We start from the raw sequence: 24109 nt of genomic DNA, 5'->3' as shown, positions 1-24109 counted from the left end.
AAAATCAATCAAATTGATAAAGTGGAGTACTTAAGTAACGCTCACCATTACTTGGAATAACAGCAAGTACTTTTTTACCTTTTCCAAGCTCTTTTGCTACCTTCAGTGCTGCAAAGATTGCTGCACCTGATGAAATCCCTCCAAGGATTCCCTCTTCTTTAGCAGCTCTTCTAGCTGTATCAAATGCTTCTTCATTTTTTACCGTAATTACTTCATCATAGACATTTGTATTAAGGATGTCTGGAACAAAACCTGCACCAATTCCTTGGATTTTATGAGGACCTGGCTTACCACCAGAAAGAACTGGTGAATCTGTAGGTTCTACTGCATAAATCTTAATGTCTGAATAGTTTTCTTTTAAAACTGATCCTGCTCCAGTAATTGTACCACCAGTACCAATACCAGATATGAATGCGTCTAATTGATCACCCATTTGAGAAACAATCTCTTTACCAGTTGTCAAACGGTGAACCTCTGGATTTGCTTCATTTTTAAATTGTTGAGGCATAAAGTAACCATGTTCTTTAGAAAGCTCCTCAGCTTTACGAATTGCTCCACCCATTCCCTCAGCACCAGGTGTAAGGACTAGTTCAGCACCGTATGCACGAAGAAGGTTTCTACGCTCCATACTCATTGTATCAGGCATAACTAAGATTGCCTTAATTCCTTTAGCTGCAGCAACCATCGCTAAACCAATTCCTGTGTTACCACTAGTTGGTTCAATAATTGTATCACCAGGCTTTAAATCACCTTTTTGTTCAGCAGCTTCAATCATCGCAAGACCGATACGATCTTTAACACTGCTTCCTGGATTCATAAATTCAAGCTTTAAGTATACGTCTGCACTGTTGTCATCAACAAGTCTGTTTAATTTTACAATAGGAGTTTCCCCGATTAGTTCATGTATAGAATTTGCTACGCGTGCCATCTAATTTCCCCCTCTATCCCGAGTAATTTTATTGGATTTATAAGTAATATAGCAATTCTTTTCTTAATTGTCAAAACATTTTACTTCTATTGACTTATTTTTCTTACTTATTTTCATAGAACCAAGTAACTCCTAATTCATCCCACAATGGGTCAACAGTAACAGAACCTTCCATCTGCTCTAGGGCGATTTGTCTACGAATTTGGTTTTTCACGTCTTCATAGGCATAATCTTTACCTTCTATCTTTTCATGAAGCATAATGACAGCATAACCTGTGTCAACTTTAATAGCGCCACTCCATTCTCCCACTTTCAGTTTCGGTGCTTCTTCTAGATAAGCACTTGGTACATATTCATTGTTCGTCGATATAAACCCTATATCTCCACCTTGGTTTGCTGTGAATTCATCAGTTGATACTTCTAAAGCTAGAGCTTCAAAATTTGATCCACCATTTAGTTCTTTAATAACCATATTTGCTTCTTTTTCTGTTTTCACAATAATATGAGATAAGTGGAAGGTCTCATCTATATCATATAACTCTTTATTACTTTCGTAGAACTTCTTTATCTCTTCTTCTGAAACAGATACATCACGTGTTAATAGCTCTTCAAGTAAAATACTATAACGAATTTGTTGTTCCCAGTTTTGCTCATTACCGAATTGCTCTTCATCTAAAGAGTTATACATTGATTTATAGACAGCTAATTCTCGTTGGATTACTTCGTCAGAAACAGTGATCTCATATTTATTTGCAAGTTCTTCTACTACATGAAAGTTAACTAATTCCCTCAATGTTTCTTTTCCGAATTGTTCTTCCAACTTATTCATCCATTGTTCTCTAGTGATTGTCTTTTCTCCAATAGTAGCTATCACTTCATTGTTTTGCTCCACACTCGATACAGGAATAGCTCCTTGGCCTTGGTCTTGATCTGTTAAAGAAAAGTAACCAATTGTTACAATATTAGTTATAAGTAAGCTAAAAATAATAATCCAAAGCGTTTTATTACGATCCAACTCTTCCAACTCCCACAAATAGCAAAATGACTATTCCGCTGCTCTCTTTAATTCTTCTAGATCTTCTCTATTAAGGTGATATAGCTCATTACAAAAATGGCACTGTGCTTCCGCTTGACCATCTTCATCAATCATCGCCTGAATTTCATCTGTCCCAAGGCTAACAATCGCTTTCTCAATACGTTCTTTCGAGCATTGACATTTAAATTGAATAGGTTGCTTTTCTAAGATTCTTACATTTCCCTTACCAAGGACTTCCTCTAATATTTCCTCAGGAGTTAAGCCTCGTTGAATTAACCTTGAGATTGGTTCAATTGTGCTTAACCTTTGTTCGATTTTTGTAATAGTCTCCTCTTCAGCACCAGGTAACAATTGAATGATAAATCCACCTGAAGCCAATATTGTATTATCTGGATTAACTAATACTCCTACACCAACTGAAGAAGGGATTTGTTCAGAAGTAACTAAATAATATGTAAAATCTTCCCCTAACTCACCAGAAACAATAGGTACTTGTCCAGAAAAGTGTTCCTTCAAGCCTAGATCTTTTACAACAGTCAAATTCCCTTCTGTACCTACTGCTCTAGCTACATTAAGCTTTCCTTTATTATTTAAATCAAAATGTGTTTGAGGATTTGTAACATATCCTCTTACCTCACCTTTAGAATTACTATCTACAAGGATAGGACCTAATGGACCCCCACCATCAATTTTTATTGTTAACTTTGCATCACCCTTAAGCATCGAACCTAGCATAACACCCGCTGTCATTGAGCGCCCTAAAGCTGCAGATGCTGTTGGCCATGTTTGATGTCTTCTTTGAGCCTCACCCACTGTATCTGTTGTTCTTGTTGCATAGGCTCTAACTTGATCATTATATGCGAGTGCTTTTATTAAATAATCCATGTTGTTTAATCTCCTTCCAAGCCCGTTGATAATGAAGCATCATCTATATCAATTACTGTTTCTTTCATAGATAAGTTGTAATCCTCTTAATGTTAAAAATGGATCAACAATATCAATACTATCTGATTCTTTCGCAATTAAACTTGCTAAACCACCTGTTGCGATAACTTTTGGAACATGATTTGAATGGTCTTTCATTCTCTTAACAATTCCCTCTACCTGACCTACATAACCAAATAAAATTCCAGCCTGCATCGCACTAACTGTATTCTTTCCAATAATATGATCTGGTCTAGAAATTTCTATTCTTGGTAATTTAGCTGCTCTTGAATAAAGGGCCTCTGTTGAGATATTAATCCCTGGAGCAATGGCACCACCCATATATTGCTTGTCCTCATTAATGTAACAGTAGGTAGTTGCCGTTCCAAAATCGACAATTATGAGTGGACTTCCATAATCTTGAATACCTGCCACAGCATTAACAATCCGATCCGCTCCAACTTCTCGTGGATTTTCATATTTAATATTTAGTCCAGTTTTAATTCCTGGGCCAACCACTAGTGGTTTAATAGCAAAATATTTAACACACATTCTTTCTAGCGCAAACATAATTGGTGGAACAACAGATGAGATAATAATGCCATCTATCTTATCAAAAGCAAGATTAACATGTTCAAATAGATTTTTAATAACTATTCCAAACTCATCTTCTGTTTTATTTCTGCTTGTCTCTATTCTCCAATGATGTTTCAAAGCATCATTTTCATATACCCCTAATACGGTATTTGTATTACCAACGTCCAATACAAGAATCATAAGGATCACCACTTTATTATTGTTCTTTTTTGTATGTATTTCCATACCACTTCATTTTATCATAAAGTTCCAATATTACCCTACCCTAGAAAACTGCTAAGCCAATTTTAGACTAAGATAAATGCAAAGCTCTTATGATTTTGACAATCCTACGGAACTTTAAGATACAAAAAAGGTCGATGATTTATATGGAAATCACCGACCTTTTTTAAATTATTCTTTTTCTGAAGAGTCTTCTTCTTTTTTAGACTGAATATTAACTTTAACATCTTCAGATTGTTCATCATTTTTGCTTTCAATGATTACAGGTCTTTCCGGAAGCTTACCTTTTTCAACAAGGCTAGCAATTTGCGCTGCATCAAGTGTTTCAACATCTAATAACGTTTGAGCTATTAATTCTAGCTTCTCACGATTTTCAGTTATGATCGTACGTGCACGTTCATAGCTTTCTTTAATAAAGCGTTGAATTTCCATATCGATTTCATGAGCAATGGCATCACTATAGTTTTGCTCATTATGGATGTCACGGCCTAAGAACACTTGACCACCTTGTGCTTGACCGAATTGTAATGGTCCAAGCTTTTCACTCATACCGTATTCAGTAACCATTTTTCTTGCAATTCCAGTTGCTCTTTGGAAGTCATTATGAGCTCCAGTACTTGCTTCACCAAAGACAATTTCCTCTGCTACACGACCACCAAGTAAACCTGTAATTTTATCAAGTAACTCTGGTTTTGTCATAAAGTAACGATCTTCTTTAGGAAGCATTACTGCGTAACCACCAGCTTGACCACGAGGTACAATCGTTACCTTATGCACCATATCAGCTTCATCTAAAATAACACCGATAATCACATGGCCTGCTTCATGATAGGCAACAATATTTCGTTCTTTCTTAGAAATAACACGACTTTTCTTCGCTGGACCTGCAATCACACGGTCTGTCGCCTCATCAAGGTCAGTGTTATCAATCTTCTTCTTATCTTGTCTAGCTGCAACAAGTGCTGCTTCATTCAATAAGTTTTCTAAATCTGCACCAGAGAAACCTGGAGTACGAGCTGCAATAGCTTTTAAATCAACAGATTCATCTAAAGGTTTGTTACGAGCATGTACTTGTAGTACCGCTTCACGTCCATTTACATCTGGACGATCAACTGTAATTTGGCGATCAAAACGTCCTGGACGTAGTAAAGCTGGATCAAGAATGTCTGGTCTATTTGTAGCAGCAACGATAATAATACCTTCGTTTGCACCAAAACCATCCATCTCTACAAGTAATTGGTTAAGAGTTTGTTCACGTTCATCGTGTCCTCCACCTAAACCTGCGCCACGTTGTCTACCAACGGCATCAATTTCATCAATAAAGATAATACATGGAGCGTTCTTTTTCGCATTCTCGAATAAATCACGAACACGTGAGGCACCGACTCCGACAAACATCTCAACGAAATCAGATCCACTGATTGAGAAGAAAGGTACTCCTGCTTCACCAGCTACAGCTCTCGCAAGTAAAGTTTTACCAGTACCTGGAGGTCCAACTAGTAAGACACCTTTAGGAATTCTTGCACCTAATTCAGCAAACTTACGAGGATCTTTTAAGAATTCAACAACCTCGACAAGCTCTTGCTTTTCTTCATCAGCACCTGCTACATCATTAAATTTAACCTTTTTCTTTTCCTCACTGTAAAGCTTAGCTTTACTTTTACCAAAATTCATAACACGGCCTCCACCGCCGCCTTGAGCTTGGTTAAGTAAGAAGAAGAATAAAATAAAGATGATAACGAATGGAATGATTGACGTAAAGAAAGTCACCCATCCACTTGTTTCTTCTGCTGGAGCTACATCTAATTCTTTCACATTTGCAGCTGCCTGATCAACACGATTTAGCCCTTGTTCAGTTGGTATGTATGTCAAAAAGGTCTCATCTTCTGCATAACCTTTCATTTTACCTCGAACTTCAAATACACCTCGAACTGGCTGGACCGTCATCTTTGTTACATTCCCATTATCTAAGTCAGAAATGAACTGATTGTAAGTGATTTGCTCCGTTTTAGGATTAGCACCTGTAAAGAAGCTAACAACCCCAATGATGACTAAAAATATTAGTAAATAAAATATGGTATTACGGAAGATCCGATTCATTCCTTACCTCCTCCCACAGTAAACACGACTATTTTAAATAGTATCATAGAAAATCATGGTAACACAACAAATTAGCTATAGAGATTACTTTTGATAAATCTCTGGTTTTAGTACACCAATATAAGGAAGATTACGATATTTCTCAATGTAATCCAATCCATAACCAACAACAAATGCATCAGGAACTTCAAATCCAACATAATCTGCTTGGATATCAGCCTTTCTTCCTGTTGGTTTGTCTAGCAATGTGACAATTTTAATCGATTTTGCTTTACGATAACGGAATAACTTCACTAAATAACTTAGTGTTAAACCACTATCGATGATATCCTCAATAATTAAGATATCCCTACCTTCTACAGAAGTATCCAAATCTTTAAGAATTTTCACTTCCCCAGAAGAAACGGTAGATGTACCATAGCTAGAAACATCCATAAAGTCCATTTCTAAATATGTATCAATGTTCTTTAAAAGGTCACCCATAAATGGCATTGCACCCTTTAGAACACCAATCGCAAGAGGAAAGCGATCTTGATACTCTTCAGTTAAAGTCTTACCTAACTCTTTAACCTTTTCATTAATTTGTTCTGTTGAAACTAAAATTTCTTCAATATCTTGTCTCATTAAAAGTGTGCCCCCTAGAAGATTTAAACCATTAATTGTAATATGACAAATTCACCCTTATGAATTCCTTCGTCTTCATATATTGATTTTTTCAAGCCAGGAACCCAAAGGATATTTCCATTCCCATCTTCTACTATTGGCCATGAATGTCGGCTATGTAATGGTATTTTTTCATCAATAAATATATCTTTTACCTTTTTCCTTCCATTCATGCCTTTCAATTTCATTTTATCTCCCTGTTCCCTTGATCGAATGATAAGAGGTTTTGTTACCGCTTCATAACTCATTATAAATGTGTTATTCCCTTTTATATGTTTGGGAGCATCCCTAGTTACCTTACACGAAATGACAAAACCATTTGGAAGGGCAATACTAGAGGGGATTTCTAATTCAAAACGGTATGTCTCCAATTCACTATGCTCAAAAGTAAACAAACAGGTGTTATATGATTTAATCACCTTAAGCCCGCCTGGGTAATCAAGTGAACCTGATGGATGATCTTGTGAGAGCAAAGCCTGCAAGCTCTCAATATGTATAGAAGAAAGGGAAGATGGAATATTTACATATAGATAGTTTAATATTAGTTGAATCCCTCTTCTTTGTAAAGGCAAAGGTAGGTTTAAAAACCTTTTGATATCAATTTCCACAGCCGACAATTCTTGTCTTTTGACTACTTTATTCATTTGTTGCTGAGTTAATACCTGTAAATACGTTTCATCCTCTATAAAGGTTTCACTAAATTGATGAAATTTCTCATGTACTTGCGGATTTTCCTTCTTCAAAAAAGGTAAAACATATTTTCTAAAGCGGTTTCTCGTATAATCTGTTTTTTCATTACTAGGATCAAATCTAGGATTTAACTTATTCTCTTCACAATATAAAAGAATCTGTTCTTTTGTAAGAGTTAGTAAAGGTCTAATAATCACTCCATTATGGAAAGGTCTCTTCACTTTCATCCCTGCCAGTGAATCCCCTGTACTACCACGAACTAATCTCATTAAGATTGTTTCTACTTGATCATCACCATGATGTCCTAGAGCCAAAAATTTTGATTCATGCTTATCTAATATCTCTTGGTAAAACTGATATCTACATTCTCTTGCAGCTACTTGTGTGCTTTTTTTGTTCTTAATTGCATAAGAGCTTACATCAACTTGTTTTGCTTCTGAAACAATGTTATGTTCTTGGCAAAACCTTATAACAAAATCCATTTCATTTTTTGATTCATCACCTCTGAACATATGATCGATATGTGCAGCTACTATTTTGATATTCATTTTTTCTTGCAATCGATATAGCATATGTAATAAAGCCAATGAGTCAGGGCCACCTGAAACACCTACAACAACTGTTGAACCTTCTTCTAGTAGTTTCTTTTTCTTTATAAGGGTATAAACATCTCTCAATTCTTTCCCCTCTTTTGACTATTGTTATAACATACCTCTATCCTACCACTAATTTATATTGAACAACAAAGGTGAAGCAACAGTTCACAGATTAATCAAACTTTACCCATGAGAAATTTTGTTTTTTATCCTCTTAATGTTTCTAAGCTTACAACAAATTTAGAAAGACAAGGAATTAAAGCAAAAAATTTATAATAAAACGTGATATACATATAAAGAATAAATTACACACACACTTATTAATATAATAAGTGTCTCTACAAAGCCACTGGACTTTTTTCGTTTTTTCTTTATCTTTACTTGCTTTCTAGTTTGACTAGATTGTACCTTTTGCTTGTTACTTGTGTTTGTTGTGCTACTTTGCTTAGGCACCTTCGTCTTGTACGTTTGTTGCTTTTGTGCGGGCTGCTTCGTTTTTTCTGACAATAATTCAATAAAGTCCGATTTCATTTCGTTCGCACTTATATAATTCCCCAATATTGCCTTTCTCAAAACCTCTCTATGTTTAAGTAAAAAAGGGTGTTGTTGAATGATGGTTAACAACTGATTTTTTCCATCTCCATCACTTTTTCTAGAAAAGCGCTTAGGATAAGCTGCATTTATGATAATCATTGCAACCGAGAATAAGTCATATGTTGGTTCTGCTCTTCTTGAACCCAAACCCCAATACCCACGATCAAAGAATTCGGTAAATTCCTTGATTGATCGTCCTTGTTGTGTTGTTCCACCTACATCTATACATCTTATTTTAGGTGGTGGACCAGAAATAATTAGATTATCCGGTTTAAGATCACCAAAGACCCACCCTTGTTGATGAAGCACTTCTAAATTAGATAGAAGCTGTAATACTAAGACATCTGTCCACTCTAGCCCTCTTTCACTGATAAAATCGAGAAAGTTCTTTCCTTGAATGTATTCCATAACATAAAATGAAATCATCTTCTGAGAGCCAGATTTCCAATCATCAACATCTAACAAAGAAGGCCCAAGAGAAGTACCTTGGACCTTCGAAAAATGCTTTAACACATTTACCTCAGACGTAATTGCCATACTGTTTTCACTAAGTTTCATGGCAACCTTCCCACGACCACTATCAGCTAAATAAACATTTCCAGTTGCACCTTGGCCAAGGAGCTTTACAATTGTATAGCTTTCTCCATTCCATTTACCAATAATTCGTGAACCAGGGGAAAAATTACATGCCTGATTCATCATAGTACTCTTCTTCATTTCTTAATAAATTCTTTAAAGAGCGCTTCTTTTTAAAATGCTGAATGGCTTCCCTTATTGCTGGTCCTGTTGGAGTAATACCCCCTGTAGTTAACTTTGGAAAAATAGAAGATAATGATTCAAGCTTAGGTGTCCAATCCAGCACCTTCTCAACTTCGCTCTTTTTCCCAGGAAATACTGATACAGAAAATAAATTCTTACCCATTCTTGAATTAAGACTGATTGAAAGATCTAAAAGAGATTCTTTAACAGTTGGTAGTTTTGGTTTCATACTAGCACTTGTATCAACTAATATAAGTATTTCCATACTTACCGTTTCTCCTAGTTCATCAACAACCTCCATTACTTCACCACGTTTTTCTGGAGGTAATTCTTCCAAAGAAGTACTCTTCCCAAGAATTTGCTGTAGTTCTTTATTAACAACACCTTGAAGAGTTTGTGTCATAGCTTTTCTTGTAACATGCTGAACTGTTTGTGAAAGTTGGTGAGCATAAACGATTTGGTGAACTCCACCACCTGACATGGCAATGCCTTCAATTTCTCTCATCGATTCTTGATCTATCACATTTTCTTCCATTATCCCTATTACATTAACAGTTATTCCTTGCTCTTGAGCCAATGCCGCCATCGCGATTGGATCTTCCCCTTGATTTGAGTACCCATCAGTAATTAATAAGATTTGTTTTAAATGACCCTTCTCCATACTTAATTACCCTCCTATAGAGATCTATAAATCTCCTTGCTTTCCCTTTGTCATAAACGATAATCAACAAAAATAGTTTTTTAATAAATTCTTACTAGTAAGCATCATGCTTGTAAATTATTATCATTTATCTCCAAAAGGAGGGTAATTTATACGTGTTTATTGATTTATCCTATTTTCTTTGAAGAAACAGGAATACTAGCCCATTTAGGTGTATTATGTTCAATGGCTGATACAACAACTGTCATATCATCTTCAATTTTTCCAGATCTTGTTCTAATCACTTCTTCCATAATTATGTCTGCTACTTCCTGTGGATCTTCTGTTTTGATTTCACTAATTTTACGTTTCATCCATAAATCATAATTTTCCACATGTTTAGGTCCTTCAAAAATACCATCACTCATCATGATTAGAAGATCTCCAGCCTTTAACTTTTCACCAACTACATCTACGTCAAAGTCATCAATAATTCCCATTGGTAAATTACTAGCTTGAATTTTTATTATCTTGTCTCCACGCTTAACAAAGCTTGGTGTTGATCCTATTTTCAAAAATTTACTTTGGCCATCCTGCAAATCAACAATCGCTAGATCTAGCGTTGAAAATATTTCATCTGTTGTTCTTAAGGATAATATTGAATTGATTGTTTTAATTGCTACCTTTTCCTCAATACCAGACTGAAGGATTTTTTGAAGTAGTTTGATCGTTTCATTGCTTTCAAAATGTGCTCGAACCCCATTCCCCATACCATCACTAATAGCGACTGCATATTTACCAAGACCCAACTCAATCATTGAATAGCTATCACCAGAAACCAAACCTCCACCTTTAGCAGCATGTGCAACACCTGTTTCAATGCGATATTTTTTGGCTGATCCGAATGAAACATGGCAGTATCCGTTTGGGTAATTAGCACACTCCTCTGTTTTCACGATTATCGATTCCTCTAAAATATCAGAAAGCATTGGAGCAATTATTTTTTCACATTCTCCATGTCCATTGCAGTATGGAATACTCATTTCTATATCCACACTTCCTTGCTCAAGACTATAAATTTCAACATTAACAATTTCAATCCCAAAGTTTTGTAATGCATCTAAAATTTGTTCTTCTTGAACAAAATGATTTTCTCTCTCTCTTTTGATCTCTCTCGAAAGATCCTCCATTACATTTGAAACACCTAACAATTGTTCAGCAACAAGTCTTCTGCTTTCTTGGACTTCTTTCTTTAATTTCTGGTTTGCTTGAAAATAATTAATTTCTTGTTCAATAGCTTCTTCTACTTTTGCAGATTTTGAACAATGACGATCAAATTCCTTCTTTAATTTCATATTATTTTGATACGTATTTTGTCTATTTTCATGCATAATATTCTGCATTAAATCATATGTTTTATCAAAGTTCTCTACCCAGCATTTTTCCTTCTTAAAACAATGCTGACAAGTACTTTCAGTAATGCTACTTAAAAACAAATCTGTTTCACGTTGTTCTTCATTCGTTTCGTCTTTATCATAAAATGTAGCAAAGCTTTCTGACAAAGCGTGAAAAACCTGTGAAAATTGATCAACACGATGTGCTGTAACATCGCGAATTTTTCTAACATATTGTTGTTGTTCTTGTGCATGTTCGCTTGTACCTGGTATATGTTTAGCCAATCTACCTGTTATCGCCTTAGGAGTTAACAAAAATAATACAATGGCAATCATGGATTCAATCAGTGTTGTCATTAAGTCTGATGAACCTTGTCCATAAAGAGAGATGAGAACAGAACCTACTAACAGTCCAATGGCTGTCCCAAGCTTTTGTCCTTCTCTTAGAAGTCCTCCTAAAAGTCCTGAAAAAGCAAGTAAGCTCATGTGATATAAATTTCCTACATTCGCTAAACTCAGAATTAACCCTGTCACTACACCAACTGTACATCCAATACTTGATCCACCAATAAAAGCAAACAACAAAACAATATATCGTGAAAAAATATGTTCTAATTGAAGATTCTGAAAAGATACACCAACAAGACCAGTCATAACAGAAGCTAGTAGGATCATAATGCAGATGATCTCTTCAATTTTTAATGATTGTTTATATTTACGAGCTGATATCAATGGAATACTTTGTAAAAAAATCAACGTTAAAATAAAGGACAAGCCTGACTCTATACCTGCCATCATATAATCATATATTGTTAAAGATGATTTGATCATATAAGAATAACCAATTCTCGTCAGAGCTACCGAACTTAAAATAACAAAGGGCAATATCTTCACAGGATCTTTAAAAAATGTTGATGCAACCCGATTTAATAAGATAAATAATATGATGGAAACTGTAATAAGAAGTGAGACTTCAAAAGAAAGTGTCATTCCCCCAGCAATTAATGACAAACTCGAGAGTAACGCCTTGTCCCGCTTCATTAACAGAACGGCTCCAAAAAAAGGAAGCGCAAATGGTAGAACCTCCGATAAAATAATAGCTCGTCCTAATAAAAATCCGATCAAAGCATATACAAGTCCTTTATGTAAGAGGAAAAGCTGTAATCTCGATGAAATTTTTTGAAAAAACCGATTAAACACTTGATGGGTTTTTTGCATGCCAAAATCAGAAATTGGTTCCATTAACCTTCTTTCTACTTTTTCCATTTTTCATTCCCCCACTTAGTTCATATTGCTTGTAATTATATCGAAGGAATAAAAAGGATTTTGTCAAAAGAAGGTAGCTTAAATGAAAAACAGTTCGACTGTTTTTGAAGAAAGCGACAAATATCTAATAGATCTGAACCTTTTCTTAAAACATACGTCAAAATATTGAGAAACATGTTAGAAAAGCAATAACACTTTGTTCATCACAACAAGCGGTAAGATGATTGGTCAGTAGAGATGAATTAAAAAAATGCATAGTTTGAGCCACTACAAGAGGAATAAAACAACTTGGAAAGGTATTAACATAAAGTTACATATGATAGGAACAACATGTGTGTCTTGTTAAGCCTCAGATCCGCTAATTGCTATTGCTAGAACTAGACACATAAAAAATTCATATTTAATTAACGCTCTTTTCTGAAAGAGTTTTCTTCCTCATAAATATACTTTCTAGAAGAAACGATGCCACTAGATTTTATACAGTGTTGTGTCCATCAGGATTCTAATAACAATAAAGTTCACTTAAAAAAGCTCAATAAAAAAACTAGTTGCTAAGCAACTAGTTTTTTCTATGACCCGTACGGGATTCGAACCCGTGTTACCGCCGTGAAAGGGCGGTGTCTTAACCGCTTGACCAACGGGCCATGATTAAATTATGGTAGCGGCGGAGGGAGTCGAACCCACGACCTCACGGGTATGAACCGTACGCTCTAGCCAGCTGAGCTACACCGCCATAATTAAAATAACTTTAATATTCCAGAATGCCTTTCTAAGGCACAAGAAATATAATACAATCGATAGACAGATTCGTCAATACATATTTAAAAATATAAATGTTTAATCCGAATAAAACTGTTTGTGAAATACGGTAAAGTTTTGATTACCCCTCCAGGCAGCCATTTGATGTAGAGAATTTTTTTTAATCATTCCTAATAATCTTATGAGCTTCAATGATAAGCTTTGAGCTAGGCACAGAAACTAAGTGCCTATTTCATACTTTTTAAAAACCAAAAAGGAAAACATCGATAAAAGATGTTTTCCTCTAAGTAACATGTATATGAAAGCAGCAAGCTATCCTCTTTTTGCTCCGCGACCACCGCGTTTTGATTCAGTATTTCGCTTCAATGAAGATAAACGATCCTCACTATCCTTTAAGAAACGACTCATTTTTTGTTCAAAGTTTTCTTTTGGATTGCTACGGAATTCATTTCCTCTTGGTCTTGAACGATCTGAACCACCTCTTGGGCGATCTGTATTTCTTGGACGATCTGTGCTTCTCGGACGATCTGGACGTTCTGGACGTTCTGGGCGCTCTGGACGGTCAATTGCTTTTTTTATTGACAAACCAATTTTACCATCGTTTTCAACATTTATAACTTTAACTGTAACTTCGTCTCCGACTTTTAAGTGATCATTAATATCCTTCACATAATTATCGGCAACTTCACTGATGTGTACGAGACCTGTAGAACCTCCTGGAAGTTCAACAAATGCTCCAAAATTTGTAATGCCCGTCACCTTACCCTGTAACTTGCTGCCAACTTCTATCGACATAAAAATAATGCTCCTCCTTAAACAAATAAAAAATCATTCAAATCCATTATATCTTATTATACATAAATAAAAAATCGAGTGTCAACAAGGCTACTCTTTTATATTAAAGATGATCTCGTTATCATCTGATAAAAAATAGTCTCTTCTTGCAATTTTTGCAATATACTCATCATCATTAAGTTTAACAATTTCTTCCCTTAAAATCTTCTCTTCTTTTTGCAAACTCGTTATTTCCTCACTAAGCTGTTGCTTTTTTTCTAGCTTTTCATCAATAGCATTTGACTGACTTAAAATGGTGGTTAGCATAATGGCAGAAGAGATAATAGCTAAAATCCCAAACATTACGAGCCTTCTAAATAAGCCTCTTTTGCGTCTTTTCGATATTTGTTGCTGTCTCTCCTGCTGCATCATATATTGTGATTGTAGTTCGGTTATTTTCTTCGATCTTTCGAGACTCATGTTTTTCCTCCTTACCTCTTCTTTATCCGTTGCCACCATAATTTTATATTAATAGTTATATTCTTTATCTTTTTGTTAATTCCTGCTAATTTACTGATATTCTTTATGATAAACTGCCGAATACCCATCGGAATAAGTTTCCACAAAAGTTTTACTATTAGCCAAAATGGCGCTACTATTATTTTAACGAAAGAATAAAGGATTTGGAAAGCCCATTTTGTTAAACTCCAAAGAAATTTTAAAATTCCTAATAAAATAGTGATAGTTAACTGAAATAATAACACGATAGGTTTAATTATTATTGCTTGGCCAATATTGATGACAATGCGATATATACTAATGCTTGTCTTTATTGATTGATCAAGAATACGCAAATAGATTGTCTTTAAAAGACTTTGATAAGCAGCATACCCACATAATACAGCTAGAAATATATAGACTCTTAGTTCACCTTCATTTACGAGCAACAACAGGTAAAATAGGATCAAGCCTTGCATGATCCAGAACAGTAAGTCATTGATAAATACAACCCATCTAGCTCTTAATGGCCGCTTTAAAAAGCGACCATATGTATCTAGAGCTGCCCCAACCCAACTTCCCATCCCAAACATTGCAAGCATTGTATAAAACTGCGTTGTTAAACTCATTTAAATAACTTGCTAAAGAGTCCTTTAGCTTTCTCCGCGTGCTGCTCATCTAAATAGATAAGATCATAAATCCTGCTCCCTTTAATTGAGACAATACCTTTATCAACATCTAAATTTTTCATTTGCAAGTTTTGACCCCTGATAGCTAAAGCACCCATAACAGTGTCTAATAAGAATTCTTCATTATCAAAACTTTCAACTTGCTTTACACCTGTAATTTCCAATAATTTTCTGCCTCTCATGATCACATCATGTTCCTGAACAGTGCCTTTATGCACAGACGAATTATTATCATAGTATTGATTCATGTTCTACCCCCGCATTCTAATAAAGGATTTTCTTTTACATGTTTATGTAAAAGTAATACGGTTTAGAACAAGCCTCTATGAAAAGGAAAGACAGATTACGATGAGAACTTATTCCTCATTTAATCTTTCTTCTTTAAGAATTTGATAAAGATTTGTTGCTTCTTCTTTCCTTGTCGTCTCTTTTAGGTCTTCAATCTTTACAGTCACTAATTTCTGACCAAAACGAATCAAAAGCTCATCCCCAACTTTTACATTTGAACTTGCTTTTCCTGGAGTACCATTAATACTAATTCTTCCTTGATCGGCAATTTCTTTCGCTAAAGTTCTTCTTTTAATGATTCTCGATACTTTTAAAAATTTATCTAATCTCATATTCAGCCCTCTTTTTCTATTTTCTTTGCTTCATTCCAATAATTATCCATTTCTTCTAAAGACAGATCATGAAGCTGCTTTTTATTTTCTATTGCTTTTTTTTCAATATAATGGAAACGATCATAAAACTTTATATTTGTAGAAGTTAACGCTTCCTCTGGTTCTAGTTTATAGTGTCTACCTACATTAACAAGAGCAAAAAGCACATCACCATATTCCTTTAGCAGTAAGGGGTTATCTTGGTTCTTTGCAAATTCAACTTCAAGTTCTTTTATTTCCTCTTTTACTTTTAACCATGCCCCATCAACAGAAGGCCAGTCAAATCCTATCTTTGCTGCTTTTTTTTGTAGATGAAAAGCTTTCGAGAGAGCAGGTAACGTTTTGGCTACTGAATCGAGAATTGATGTCTCATTTCTATCTTCCTTTTCAGCCCTTTTTATTTCATCCCAATTTGACAGTACTTCCTCTGTATCAGAAACAGTAAGTTGTCCAAATACATGTGGATGTCTGCGAATCATCTTCTCTGCTATTCCTTTAATCACATCATCAATAGAAAACATTCCTTCGTCTTCACCAATTTGTGCATGTAGAACAACTTGTAATAAAACATCCCCAAGTTCTTCAACGATATGGTCAATATCATCTTTTTCGATCGCTTCAATTAACTCATAGCACTCTTCAATTAGATACTTTTTTAGTGATGAGTGTGTCTGCTCTTTATCCCAAGGACACCCATTTGGACCACGTAATTCAGCAATCACATTTCGTAGCGAATCAAACTGATGGTTGAGCAACTCTCCATTTTTTACGGGAGGGACATAAACACTTGTTAAATTATTTACTGTTGTCTCACGATCTAGTTCAAATAACTCTACTTCTTTTATGATTTGTGAACTACTTCCAGCTGCTGTCACGATCTTAATCTTATAATCATCTGGTAACTGTTCCATTAAGGTTAATTTAACGTCAGATGCTATCATTTGATCATACACTTGTGTAATGACGACATGGCCTCTTAACTGAAGTTTAGCACTTTGTAACCCAAAGGCATCAACAAGCTGGAAACCTTCAATAGGATCAACCTCCAGCGCTTGAAAAGTTGCATCTAGGAAGCTTTGTCCACCTTCAATTGAAATAGTATAGCCCTTTTGTCTTCCTTCAGTTAATAAGATTTGTACCGTTTTCTCAGCAACTAGAGGATGCCCTGGAACAGCATATACGATATCTTCATCATTTGCCTTTTCTAAAAGGACGCTTGCAATAGTTGAATAAACATCATCAAAATCGTTATGTTGCTCATAAATTAAATCAAAGGCCTCATATTTTATTTCTTTTGATAATTCCTCTATAACAGGATGTTCTTTAGTACGTAAATATAAATTCTTTGTGTTTTTAAGCAATTGATAGACACCAAAAGGTAACTGATTTAAATCTCCAGCCCCTAAGCCAACAATTGTTATTTTTTTACCCATCTATGTACCTCATTTCAATTTTATCGCTTTATTAATTATTGGAATATTTACAAGTTCTGTTTTAGTAAAAACATTCAGTTTTAAAATCATCATGCCATAAACACTACCACCAATAACAACTCCTGCTAGAGAAATTAAGGTAGCAAACAGCCTGTTATCAAAGCTGAAGTAACTTTCAATTATCTGTAAAATGCCCGATAAACAAAGCACCATCACAAGTATTGAAATGACAACCTTTAACAAATGCTTAAATGCCGGGAAATGATACCCTTTACTAAGCATATAAATTAGTGTCATAACAACTACAACTCCGTAGGCAACTACAGTTGAAAATGCAGCACCACTCACACCCATTTCTGGTATAAGCCATACATTTGATAAATATTTTATACCCACTCCTAGTAACACAGAAACTGCTGGGAAAAAGGTATAACCAAGTCCTTGTAAAATCGCAAATTGAGTTAAAGCAAGCGATGTAAATAAAACTGAAAAACTTAGCACGATTAACACATTAGTTCCAGCTTCATTTGTAAATAGCATAATATTCGTTGGTTTCATGATTGCCATTAAACCGGCTGCTGCACCACCTGCAATGACAATACATAATTTCAGTGACAACTCTAGTTGTTCTTGTATAAATTCATTATCTTTTTTTGCCTTTGCATTAGCAAGCACAGGAACTAGTGATAACGCTAATGACGTTGCGACTACAGTTCCTAATTGAATAAGTGGTTGCCCTCTATCATATATCCCTTTTGTTTTTTTTGCCAATGTTTCATCCATACCTGTAGAAACGAGTAAAGAATATAAATTGAGCGCATCGATTAACTGAATAAAGATTAGCAATAAGCTACTAAGACCTATAGTTATGCTATATTTCACTAGAGATCTTACAATACTTATTGACCTAATAGGTGCTGTTAAATTCCAACCTATATTTAATTGTTGACTTTTCTTATACCATAAAACCAATAGAAAGATAAATGCAGCTACACTTCCAACTATTGATGACAAAAGAGCTCCAATACCTGTAGCATATAAATCAAAGCCCATTCGTAGCATAAAATAAGAGGTTGCTAAAATAAGGGACACTCTTATTCCTTGCTCGATAACTTGTGAAACAGCAGTTGGACTCATGTTCTGCTCAGATTGAAAAAAACCTCTTATGATCGATACAAAAGGAATAAGTAAAAATGAAAAAGATGTCACTTTAATGAGTGATGCTAAGTGACTGTCTCCCATATGATTAGCAATTTGAACAGAATAACTAAATAAAGGAAAAAATGTTAATAAACCAATAACAAGGAGATAAAGTACAGAAACAGTCATAACTTTAGAGCGTATATGATAGGGTTTTTCATAACTATGATCTAGCATAACCTTTGAAATAATCACAGGAAAACCTGATGTAGCTAAAATAACACTCATCCCATAAAAAGGGTAAACTTGTTGGTAGATATAAAACCCTATATCTCCTACAATATTTTGATAAGGAACCCGGTATGCTGCACTTAATATTTTTGTGACTAACCCAGCAATTGTTAGTATTACCGCTCCTTGCATAGCTAGATAAACATTGTTTTTCTGGATGTTCATACCTACTCCTCTCAAGTTTTTCTATCCTAAATTATAACATATACAACATTCTCAAGTTGCTTTTAACTTTAGTTGAATTATCCACTAAGAATAGTGCAAGGAGCTTGGCCTTAGGGTGCAAATTTAAGTCTAAAAGGAATAGATGGCGCACAATCGTTTCAATTCCTATTTAACTAGAACCTAGACATAATGGCGCTGGAGTTAGACACCAACAATATGTAAAAACTTTCTTCCCCCATAATAAAAGAGGTAGCGAAGTCGCTACCTCTTTTACATGAATTAATGTTCCATTTGCCTTGCTAGAAATCCCGCAGCAGTCTCTACTGCCTTATGTTCAACTTCGCCAATTGATTGATCTTTGGAAAGGATAATAACTGCTCCAATAGGATCTCCATTTGCCACAATTGGTCCAATCGTATACGATTTAATTTCTTCATCAAAGCCTGAGACAATCTGAGTGTCTCCGGCATCAGTTTTTAAAACGGAGTTTCTTTCCTCCATAACCTGTTCGACAACTTCACCAATGTTTTTGTTAAGGTATTCTTTTTTAGAACCACCTGAAACAGCAATGAATGTGTCTCTATCACAGATTAACACCTGATGACCTAGACTATCGAATAAGGCATCTCCATATTCTTTAGAAAAATCACTTAGTTCACTAATTGGTGAATATTTCTTTAAAATAACTTCACCATCACGATCCACAAATATTTCTAATGGATCTCCTTCTCGTATACGTAGAGTTCTACGGATTTCCTTTGGAATAACTACTCGACCTAAATCATCAATGCGACGAACAATACCAGTTGCTTTCATCTTACGTTGCCTCACTTTCATCGGATGATAGGAAAAAAAGATGATTGTTTTTTCCTGAAGAATGGTTTATTTAACAGGAGCTAGTTGTTTATGTAACAATCACCATTTGTTAAATTTAGTATCCTTCACAAGTGATGTAATATACATGTTGAAAGCGTTTTTTTGATAAATCCCTGATTTTCCTTACTAGTGTTTGCTTATCACGATAACTTAAAGCTATTTAGCAGTTATTTCTTCTTTCTTCACTTGAGCAAGACCATTTAATAATTCTGTTATAATATTTAGCCATCTTTCAGCCGAAAGATCTTTTGTGGCCACTGTCATTTTCAACCTGCTACCTTCCATACCAAGGCCCACTATTCGATTGTATTTATTACTAAGATCAAATAACTTTTGACCATCAATTCGATTGCTAGCGGCTTCTTCAATCAGAATAGAAATAACTTCCTTTTCTTGCTTAATACTTTCTACTCTTTCTTGCATTGCAAATACTTTCAGCCTTGCAATAGAGAATAAATAACCAACCTCTACCGGATATTCACCGAATCGGTCAATCATTTCTTCTTGTAATTCTTCTAGCTCTAGGATTGATGATATAGATCTAAATCGTTTATACATATCAATCTTTTGACGTCCGTCCACAATATAATCCTGAGGTAAATAAGCATCTAATGGTAAATCTATTTCAACATCGATCGGTTTTTCTTTAGGTGCTTCTGTTTGTCTTTCTTCAATCGCTTCTTTTAGCATTTGAGAATAAAGATCAAATCCTACTGAATCAATAAATCCATGTTGTTGAGAACCTAGCAGGTTTCCAGCTCCTCTTATGGAAAGATCTCTCATAGCAATTTTAAATCCTGAACCTAATTCTGTGAACTCTTTAATTGCTTGAAGTCTTTTCTCTGCTACTTCAGTTAATACTTTATCTTTTCTATATGTGAAATAAGCATATGCAATTCGATTTGAACGTCCAACTCGCCCGCGCAGCTGATAAAGCTGTGATAAGCCCATTTTATCTGCATCATTCACGATAAGCGTATTAACATTAGGAATATCAACACCTGTTTCAATGATTGTTGTGCTGACGAGTACATCATATTCACCCTCAAGAAAGCCCAACATAACAGACTCAAGCTCATTTTCTGTCATTTTCCCATGTGCATATGTCACTCTTGCATCAGGTACAAGCATAGAGATTTCATCTGCTTTTCTTTCGATGTCTTCAACTCTGTTATACAAGAAGAACACCTGGCCACCACGAGCCATTTCTCTTTCAATCGATTCTCTTACTAATCCTCCATTGTATTCAACAACATAGGTTTGTACCGGAAAACGATTTTCTGGAGGTGTTTCAATAACTGATAAATCTCTTACTCCAAGCATGGACATATGGAGGGTTCTTGGAATTGGTGTTGCTGTTAACGTGAGAACATCAACATTTGCCTTCAATTGCTTGATTTTCTCTTTATGAGTTACACCAAATCGTTGTTCCTCATCAATGATTAGTAAACCCAAATCTTTATATTTGATATCCTTTGATAACAAACGATGTGTACCAATTACCATATCAACCGTTCCATTGCTAAGACCTTTATTCGTTTCCGTAATTTCTTTTCTCGTTCTAAATCTACTTAAAAGACCAACATTAATCGGGTAATCTTGAAATCTTTCTCTCACTGTTTCAAAATGTTGTTGAGCTAGAATGGTTGTTGGTACAAGTAATGCCACCTGTTTTCCATCTGCAATTGCTTTAAATGCTGCTCTAATAGCCACCTCAGTTTTTCCGTACCCAACATCACCACATAATAAGCGATCCATTGGTCGAATTCGTTCCATATCCTTTTTAATCTCTATTATTGAGCGAATTTGATCATCAGTTTCTTGATATGGAAATGCTAATTCAAATTCCTTTTGCATTTCTCCATCAGGAGAAAACGCATACCCTTCGCTCGCTTCACGCTCTGCATAAAGTTTAATTAAATCATCAGCTATATCTTGAACAGATGATTCAACTTTCTTTTTAACTCTTCGCCAGTCACTTCCTCCAAGCTTATAAATCTTTGGTTCCTTTCCTTCTGAACCAACATATTTCTGAACTTGGTCAATTTGATCAACAGGTACATAAAGTTGATCACTACCATGATATTTGATGTTTAAGTAATCTTTATGGATACCATTAATCTCAAGGGTCTCAATACCAACATATTTACCAATACCATGATTAACATGAACAACATAGTTCCCTATCTCTAATTCAGAGTAACTTTTGATTCTTTCTGCGTTCGAGAGCTTTTGCCTTCTCACTTGTTTTTTAACACGCTTCTTAAAAAGCTCCTCTTCTGTAATAACAGCCAGCTTCTGCATTGGGAGCTCAAACCCTGTTTGTAAATCGCCTTCTATTATTGAAATGCCACCGCTAGTTAACACATTTGTATTTTTCTGAATCGTGGCATTGATTTCATAATCTTCTAATACAAGTTCTAATTTTTTCGCTCGTTCCTCATTCACACCTAAAAAAACAACAGCATACTGTGATTTCTGCCATCTTTCCAACTCTGTTTTTAATAAATGCATTTGCCCATGAAAACTCTGCATTTGTTTGCATGATAAATTCAATATATTTTGTGGGCTCGTATGTGGAACATGTCGAAGAAATAGAGACATATAAATCAAGGGTTGCTTTGACTTTGTCATCACATCAACATATGAGTGTGATATCTTTACATCCTGAAAAATCTTTCCCTCTTCAAGTAAATGTGTATACCATTCAGCTTCTTCGCGATCCAACTGTTCATACGTCTCTTGAATTCTACTTACCTCATCCAAAACGATAATAGAATCCTTTGGTACATAGTCTAGTAAACTAGCAGGCGTTTCATAGAACAGAGATGAATATTTAAAGATATCTTGACTAAACTGGTTATTTCGCATCCGCTCAAGATCATATTGAATGTTCTCAACTAGAAGTTCTTTTTGTTGATCATTTTTCATTTTCTTAAGACTTTTAGCTAACCCTGTTTCAATCGCTTCAATACTACGTATTTTGGACTCTTCATTAATAATCACTTCAACAGCAGGTCCAATTGTGACTGTTTTTAACATACTTATTGATCTTTGATCTTCAATATTAAAAGATCGTATTGAATCTATCTCTGTATCAAATAACTCAATTCTCACAGCGTGATCTTCTGTTAGAGGATAGATATCAATGATTCCGCCACGAACACTAAATTCACCAGGTGAACTAACCATATCTACCCGTTCATAACCAAGTAATACAAACTGATGTATATAGTTATCTACATCAATATCTTGTCCTACTGTTAACTTATATTGATTTTTCTTCCAATGGTCCTTTGGTGGTAAAAGCCTTTTTACACCTGCAACTGGTGCAATGACAATTGATGGTTTGCCTTGTGCTAGCTTATTTAATACATCAATTCTTTGCGCCTTTAATTCAGGACTGGCTACAGCAACCTCAGCTGCAATTAAGTCATTTACAGGATAAAGATAAACATCTTCTTTAAGTAAGTTTAATAAATCCTCATACACCTTTTGAGCTTGGTATAAGTTGTGTGTAACGATTAATAGAGATTTTTTTAAGTCATGGTAAAGGGCTGCAGTAAATACAGTCCTTGCTGAACCAGATAAGCCAGCAACTAATTGCTCTTTTAATCCTTCTTCAATACCTGACACGATTGTTTTAAAATCATCATTTTCATAAAAATATTTCTGTAAACTATTCAAGCTCAGCCCCCCTCTCAAGTTCTGTCTTTATAAATGGCTGTTTTTTAGATTGTTTTCGTTTTCACTGTTACCTCTATCATTTAAATCATAAAAAATCACTCAACTGAAGATATCATTTTTAAAGGATCGAATTTAAAACAGAAAAATGCTTTGGGCTGTCTCCCAAAGCTCTTACTGAATAAAACTTTCATATTGGTGTAAATCAGGGTTTCTGTTTAATGCATCCTGACAGTCTTCACAAATTGTTTTTATATGTATATCACCGTTTTGTTGATAAGTAATCATCTCTTGGCGTTCAGCATTTGTTAAGGTAGTAAACCCTAGCTGTTCACTAGAAATTAAACTATTATCAAGGCTACCTACCTTCACACCACAGTGTCTACAATGATAATGCAAAGCCATAACACGCCTCCTGAAAAGGTTTATTTTACTTATAGTATGTACCTTTTCAAGATCTGCTATACGTCAGAAAAAATACCTAATTTACGTATTTATTAAGATTTCAGGTAAATTCACTTGTTAATTTTCACTTTTAATCTTTAAAAATAAACTTAATTCAAAAAACTTCTTATATATTAAGGCTCTTTCTGAACGATTGTTGCTATGTAACCACAATTTGTAGTGAAAACAGTGTTTTTTCACTATAAGGGTACTATTTTTTGAAGAAAAGATGTCACTAGACTTCATACAGTGCTGATTGCTTCAGGTATTTAAAAGCAACAAAGTTTG

Annotated in this window: 20 protein-coding genes and 2 tRNA genes; all 22 read right to left on the bottom strand. The window is 34.9% G+C overall.

The features are described from left to right. Positions 1-4: 4 nt before the first annotated feature. Positions 5-928 (bottom strand): cysteine synthase A, encoded by a 924-nt coding sequence (cysK, locus tag LC076_RS22010; RefSeq protein WP_226671293.1) that lies wholly within the window; start codon positions 926-928, stop codon positions 5-7. A 103-nt stretch (positions 929-1031) separates the two neighbouring features. Next, positions 1032-1943 (bottom strand): peptidyl-prolyl cis-trans isomerase, encoded by a 912-nt coding sequence (locus tag LC076_RS22005; RefSeq protein WP_226671292.1) that lies wholly within the window; start codon positions 1941-1943, stop codon positions 1032-1034. Positions 1944-1973: 30 nt separating this feature from the next. Next, positions 1974-2849 carry an Hsp33 family molecular chaperone HslO gene (gene hslO, locus LC076_RS22000; protein ID WP_226671291.1) on the bottom strand — a complete coding sequence of 292 codons (876 nt, stop codon included), beginning with the start codon at positions 2847-2849 and terminating at the stop codon, positions 1974-1976. Between the two features lie 48 nt (positions 2850-2897). Then, entirely contained in the window at positions 2898-3665 is a 768-nt protein-coding gene (locus LC076_RS21995) for a type III pantothenate kinase (protein WP_226671290.1), read from the bottom strand. Positions 3666-3878: 213 nt separating this feature from the next. Next, the gene (ftsH, locus tag LC076_RS21990) at positions 3879-5807 is read right to left on the bottom strand and encodes an ATP-dependent zinc metalloprotease FtsH (RefSeq protein WP_226671289.1); all 1929 of its coding nucleotides are present in this window, start codon (positions 5805-5807) and stop codon (positions 3879-3881) included. An 84-nt stretch (positions 5808-5891) separates the two neighbouring features. Continuing rightward, positions 5892-6431: a hypoxanthine phosphoribosyltransferase gene (hpt, locus tag LC076_RS21985; protein WP_226671288.1), complete on the bottom strand. Its 540-nt coding sequence runs from the start codon at positions 6429-6431 to the stop codon at positions 5892-5894. A gap of 23 nt (positions 6432-6454) precedes the next feature. Next, positions 6455-7837, bottom strand: a complete 1383-nt coding sequence (gene tilS / locus LC076_RS21980; protein ID WP_226671287.1) for a tRNA lysidine(34) synthetase TilS — start codon at positions 7835-7837, stop codon at positions 6455-6457. A 189-nt stretch (positions 7838-8026) separates the two neighbouring features. Next, the gene (locus LC076_RS21975) at positions 8027-9049 is read right to left on the bottom strand and encodes a serine/threonine-protein kinase (RefSeq protein WP_319005578.1); all 1023 of its coding nucleotides are present in this window, start codon (positions 9047-9049) and stop codon (positions 8027-8029) included. Beyond that, on the bottom strand, positions 9033-9770 hold the full coding sequence (locus tag LC076_RS21970; RefSeq protein WP_226671285.1) for a vWA domain-containing protein: 738 nt from the start codon (positions 9768-9770) through the stop codon (positions 9033-9035). The genes LC076_RS21975 and LC076_RS21970 overlap by 17 nt, the downstream gene beginning before the upstream one ends. Positions 9771-9937: 167 nt before the next feature. After that, entirely contained in the window at positions 9938-12409 is a 2472-nt protein-coding gene (gene spoIIE, locus LC076_RS21965; RefSeq protein WP_226671284.1) for a stage II sporulation protein E, read from the bottom strand. A 572-nt stretch (positions 12410-12981) separates the two neighbouring features. Further along, positions 12982-13053, bottom strand: a tRNA-Glu gene (locus LC076_RS21960). Positions 13054-13065: 12 nt separating this feature from the next. Further along, positions 13066-13142, bottom strand: a tRNA-Met gene (locus LC076_RS21955). 338 nt (positions 13143-13480) lie between these two features. Further along, complete coding sequence (locus tag LC076_RS21950; protein WP_226671283.1) at positions 13481-13963, bottom strand: S1 domain-containing RNA-binding protein; 483 nt, start codon at positions 13961-13963, stop codon at positions 13481-13483. A 90-nt stretch (positions 13964-14053) separates the two neighbouring features. Next, complete coding sequence (locus tag LC076_RS21945) at positions 14054-14422, bottom strand: FtsB family cell division protein (RefSeq protein ID WP_226671282.1); 369 nt, start codon at positions 14420-14422, stop codon at positions 14054-14056. Positions 14423-14433: 11 nt separating this feature from the next. Further along, positions 14434-15069 (bottom strand): spore cortex biosynthesis protein YabQ, encoded by a 636-nt coding sequence (yabQ, locus tag LC076_RS21940; protein WP_226671281.1) that lies wholly within the window; start codon positions 15067-15069, stop codon positions 14434-14436. Beyond that, complete coding sequence (yabP, locus tag LC076_RS21935) at positions 15066-15377, bottom strand: sporulation protein YabP (RefSeq protein ID WP_226671280.1); 312 nt, start codon at positions 15375-15377, stop codon at positions 15066-15068. Before yabP ends, yabQ begins: the two co-directional genes overlap by 4 nt. A 108-nt stretch (positions 15378-15485) precedes the next feature. Continuing rightward, entirely contained in the window at positions 15486-15749 is a 264-nt protein-coding gene (locus LC076_RS21930; RefSeq protein ID WP_226671279.1) for an RNA-binding S4 domain-containing protein, read from the bottom strand. Positions 15750-15751: 2 nt separating this feature from the next. Then, the gene (gene mazG / locus LC076_RS21925) at positions 15752-17221 is read right to left on the bottom strand and encodes a nucleoside triphosphate pyrophosphohydrolase (protein WP_226671278.1); all 1470 of its coding nucleotides are present in this window, start codon (positions 17219-17221) and stop codon (positions 15752-15754) included. A 9-nt stretch (positions 17222-17230) separates the two neighbouring features. Then, positions 17231-18817: a polysaccharide biosynthesis protein gene (locus tag LC076_RS21920; protein WP_226671277.1), complete on the bottom strand. Its 1587-nt coding sequence runs from the start codon at positions 18815-18817 to the stop codon at positions 17231-17233. Between the two features lie 279 nt (positions 18818-19096). Further along, positions 19097-19633 (bottom strand): stage V sporulation protein T, encoded by a 537-nt coding sequence (gene spoVT, locus LC076_RS21915; protein WP_226671276.1) that lies wholly within the window; start codon positions 19631-19633, stop codon positions 19097-19099. 216 nt (positions 19634-19849) lie between these two features. Then, entirely contained in the window at positions 19850-23380 is a 3531-nt protein-coding gene (mfd, locus tag LC076_RS21910; RefSeq protein ID WP_226671275.1) for a transcription-repair coupling factor, read from the bottom strand. Positions 23381-23551: 171 nt separating this feature from the next. After that, on the bottom strand, positions 23552-23782 hold the full coding sequence (locus tag LC076_RS21905) for an anti-sigma-F factor Fin family protein (RefSeq protein ID WP_226671274.1): 231 nt from the start codon (positions 23780-23782) through the stop codon (positions 23552-23554). Between the last annotated feature and the right edge of the window lie 327 nt (positions 23783-24109).

The organism is Metabacillus litoralis (assembly GCF_020524045.1).
In the GTDB taxonomy this organism is placed as follows: Bacteria; Bacillota; Bacilli; order Bacillales; family Bacillaceae; genus Metabacillus; species Metabacillus litoralis_C.
This window is presented reverse-complemented; position numbering and strand designations above follow the sequence as displayed.

What these genes read in the sequence shown, in the direction of transcription:
- LC076_RS21995 (WP_226671290.1), bottom strand. Translation starts at nt 3,665, where the DNA reads ATGATTCTTGTATTGGACGTTGGTAATACAAATACCGTATTAGGGGTA.
- yabP (WP_226671280.1), bottom strand. Translation starts at nt 15,377, where the DNA reads ATGAATCAATACTATGATAATAATTCGTCTGTGCATAAAGGCACTGTT.
- hslO (WP_226671291.1), bottom strand. Translation starts at nt 2,849, where the DNA reads ATGGATTATTTAATAAAAGCACTCGCATATAATGATCAAGTTAGAGCC.
- mazG (WP_226671278.1), bottom strand. Translation starts at nt 17,221, where the DNA reads ATGGGTAAAAAAATAACAATTGTTGGCTTAGGGGCTGGAGATTTAAAT.
- yabQ (WP_226671281.1), bottom strand. Translation starts at nt 15,069, where the DNA reads ATGAGTTTAACAACGCAGTTTTATACAATGCTTGCAATGTTTGGGATG.
- LC076_RS21945 (WP_226671282.1), bottom strand. Translation starts at nt 14,422, where the DNA reads ATGAGTCTCGAAAGATCGAAGAAAATAACCGAACTACAATCACAATAT.
- hpt (WP_226671288.1), bottom strand. Translation starts at nt 6,431, where the DNA reads ATGAGACAAGATATTGAAGAAATTTTAGTTTCAACAGAACAAATTAAT.
- spoIIE (WP_226671284.1), bottom strand. Translation starts at nt 12,409, where the DNA reads ATGGAAAAAGTAGAAAGAAGGTTAATGGAACCAATTTCTGATTTTGGC.
- LC076_RS21950 (WP_226671283.1), bottom strand. Translation starts at nt 13,963, where the DNA reads ATGTCGATAGAAGTTGGCAGCAAGTTACAGGGTAAGGTGACGGGCATT.
- LC076_RS21920 (WP_226671277.1), bottom strand. Translation starts at nt 18,817, where the DNA reads ATGAACATCCAGAAAAACAATGTTTATCTAGCTATGCAAGGAGCGGTA.
- LC076_RS21905 (WP_226671274.1), bottom strand. Translation starts at nt 23,782, where the DNA reads ATGGCTTTGCATTATCATTGTAGACACTGTGGTGTGAAGGTAGGTAGC.
- spoVT (WP_226671276.1), bottom strand. Translation starts at nt 19,633, where the DNA reads ATGAAAGCAACTGGTATTGTTCGTCGCATTGATGATTTAGGTCGAGTA.
- LC076_RS21975 (WP_319005578.1), bottom strand. Translation starts at nt 9,049, where the DNA reads ATGAATCAGGCATGTAATTTTTCCCCTGGTTCACGAATTATTGGTAAA.
- LC076_RS21970 (WP_226671285.1), bottom strand. Translation starts at nt 9,770, where the DNA reads ATGGAGAAGGGTCATTTAAAACAAATCTTATTAATTACTGATGGGTAC.
- ftsH (WP_226671289.1), bottom strand. Translation starts at nt 5,807, where the DNA reads ATGAATCGGATCTTCCGTAATACCATATTTTATTTACTAATATTTTTA.
- cysK (WP_226671293.1), bottom strand. Translation starts at nt 928, where the DNA reads ATGGCACGCGTAGCAAATTCTATACATGAACTAATCGGGGAAACTCCT.
- LC076_RS21930 (WP_226671279.1), bottom strand. Translation starts at nt 15,749, where the DNA reads ATGAGATTAGATAAATTTTTAAAAGTATCGAGAATCATTAAAAGAAGA.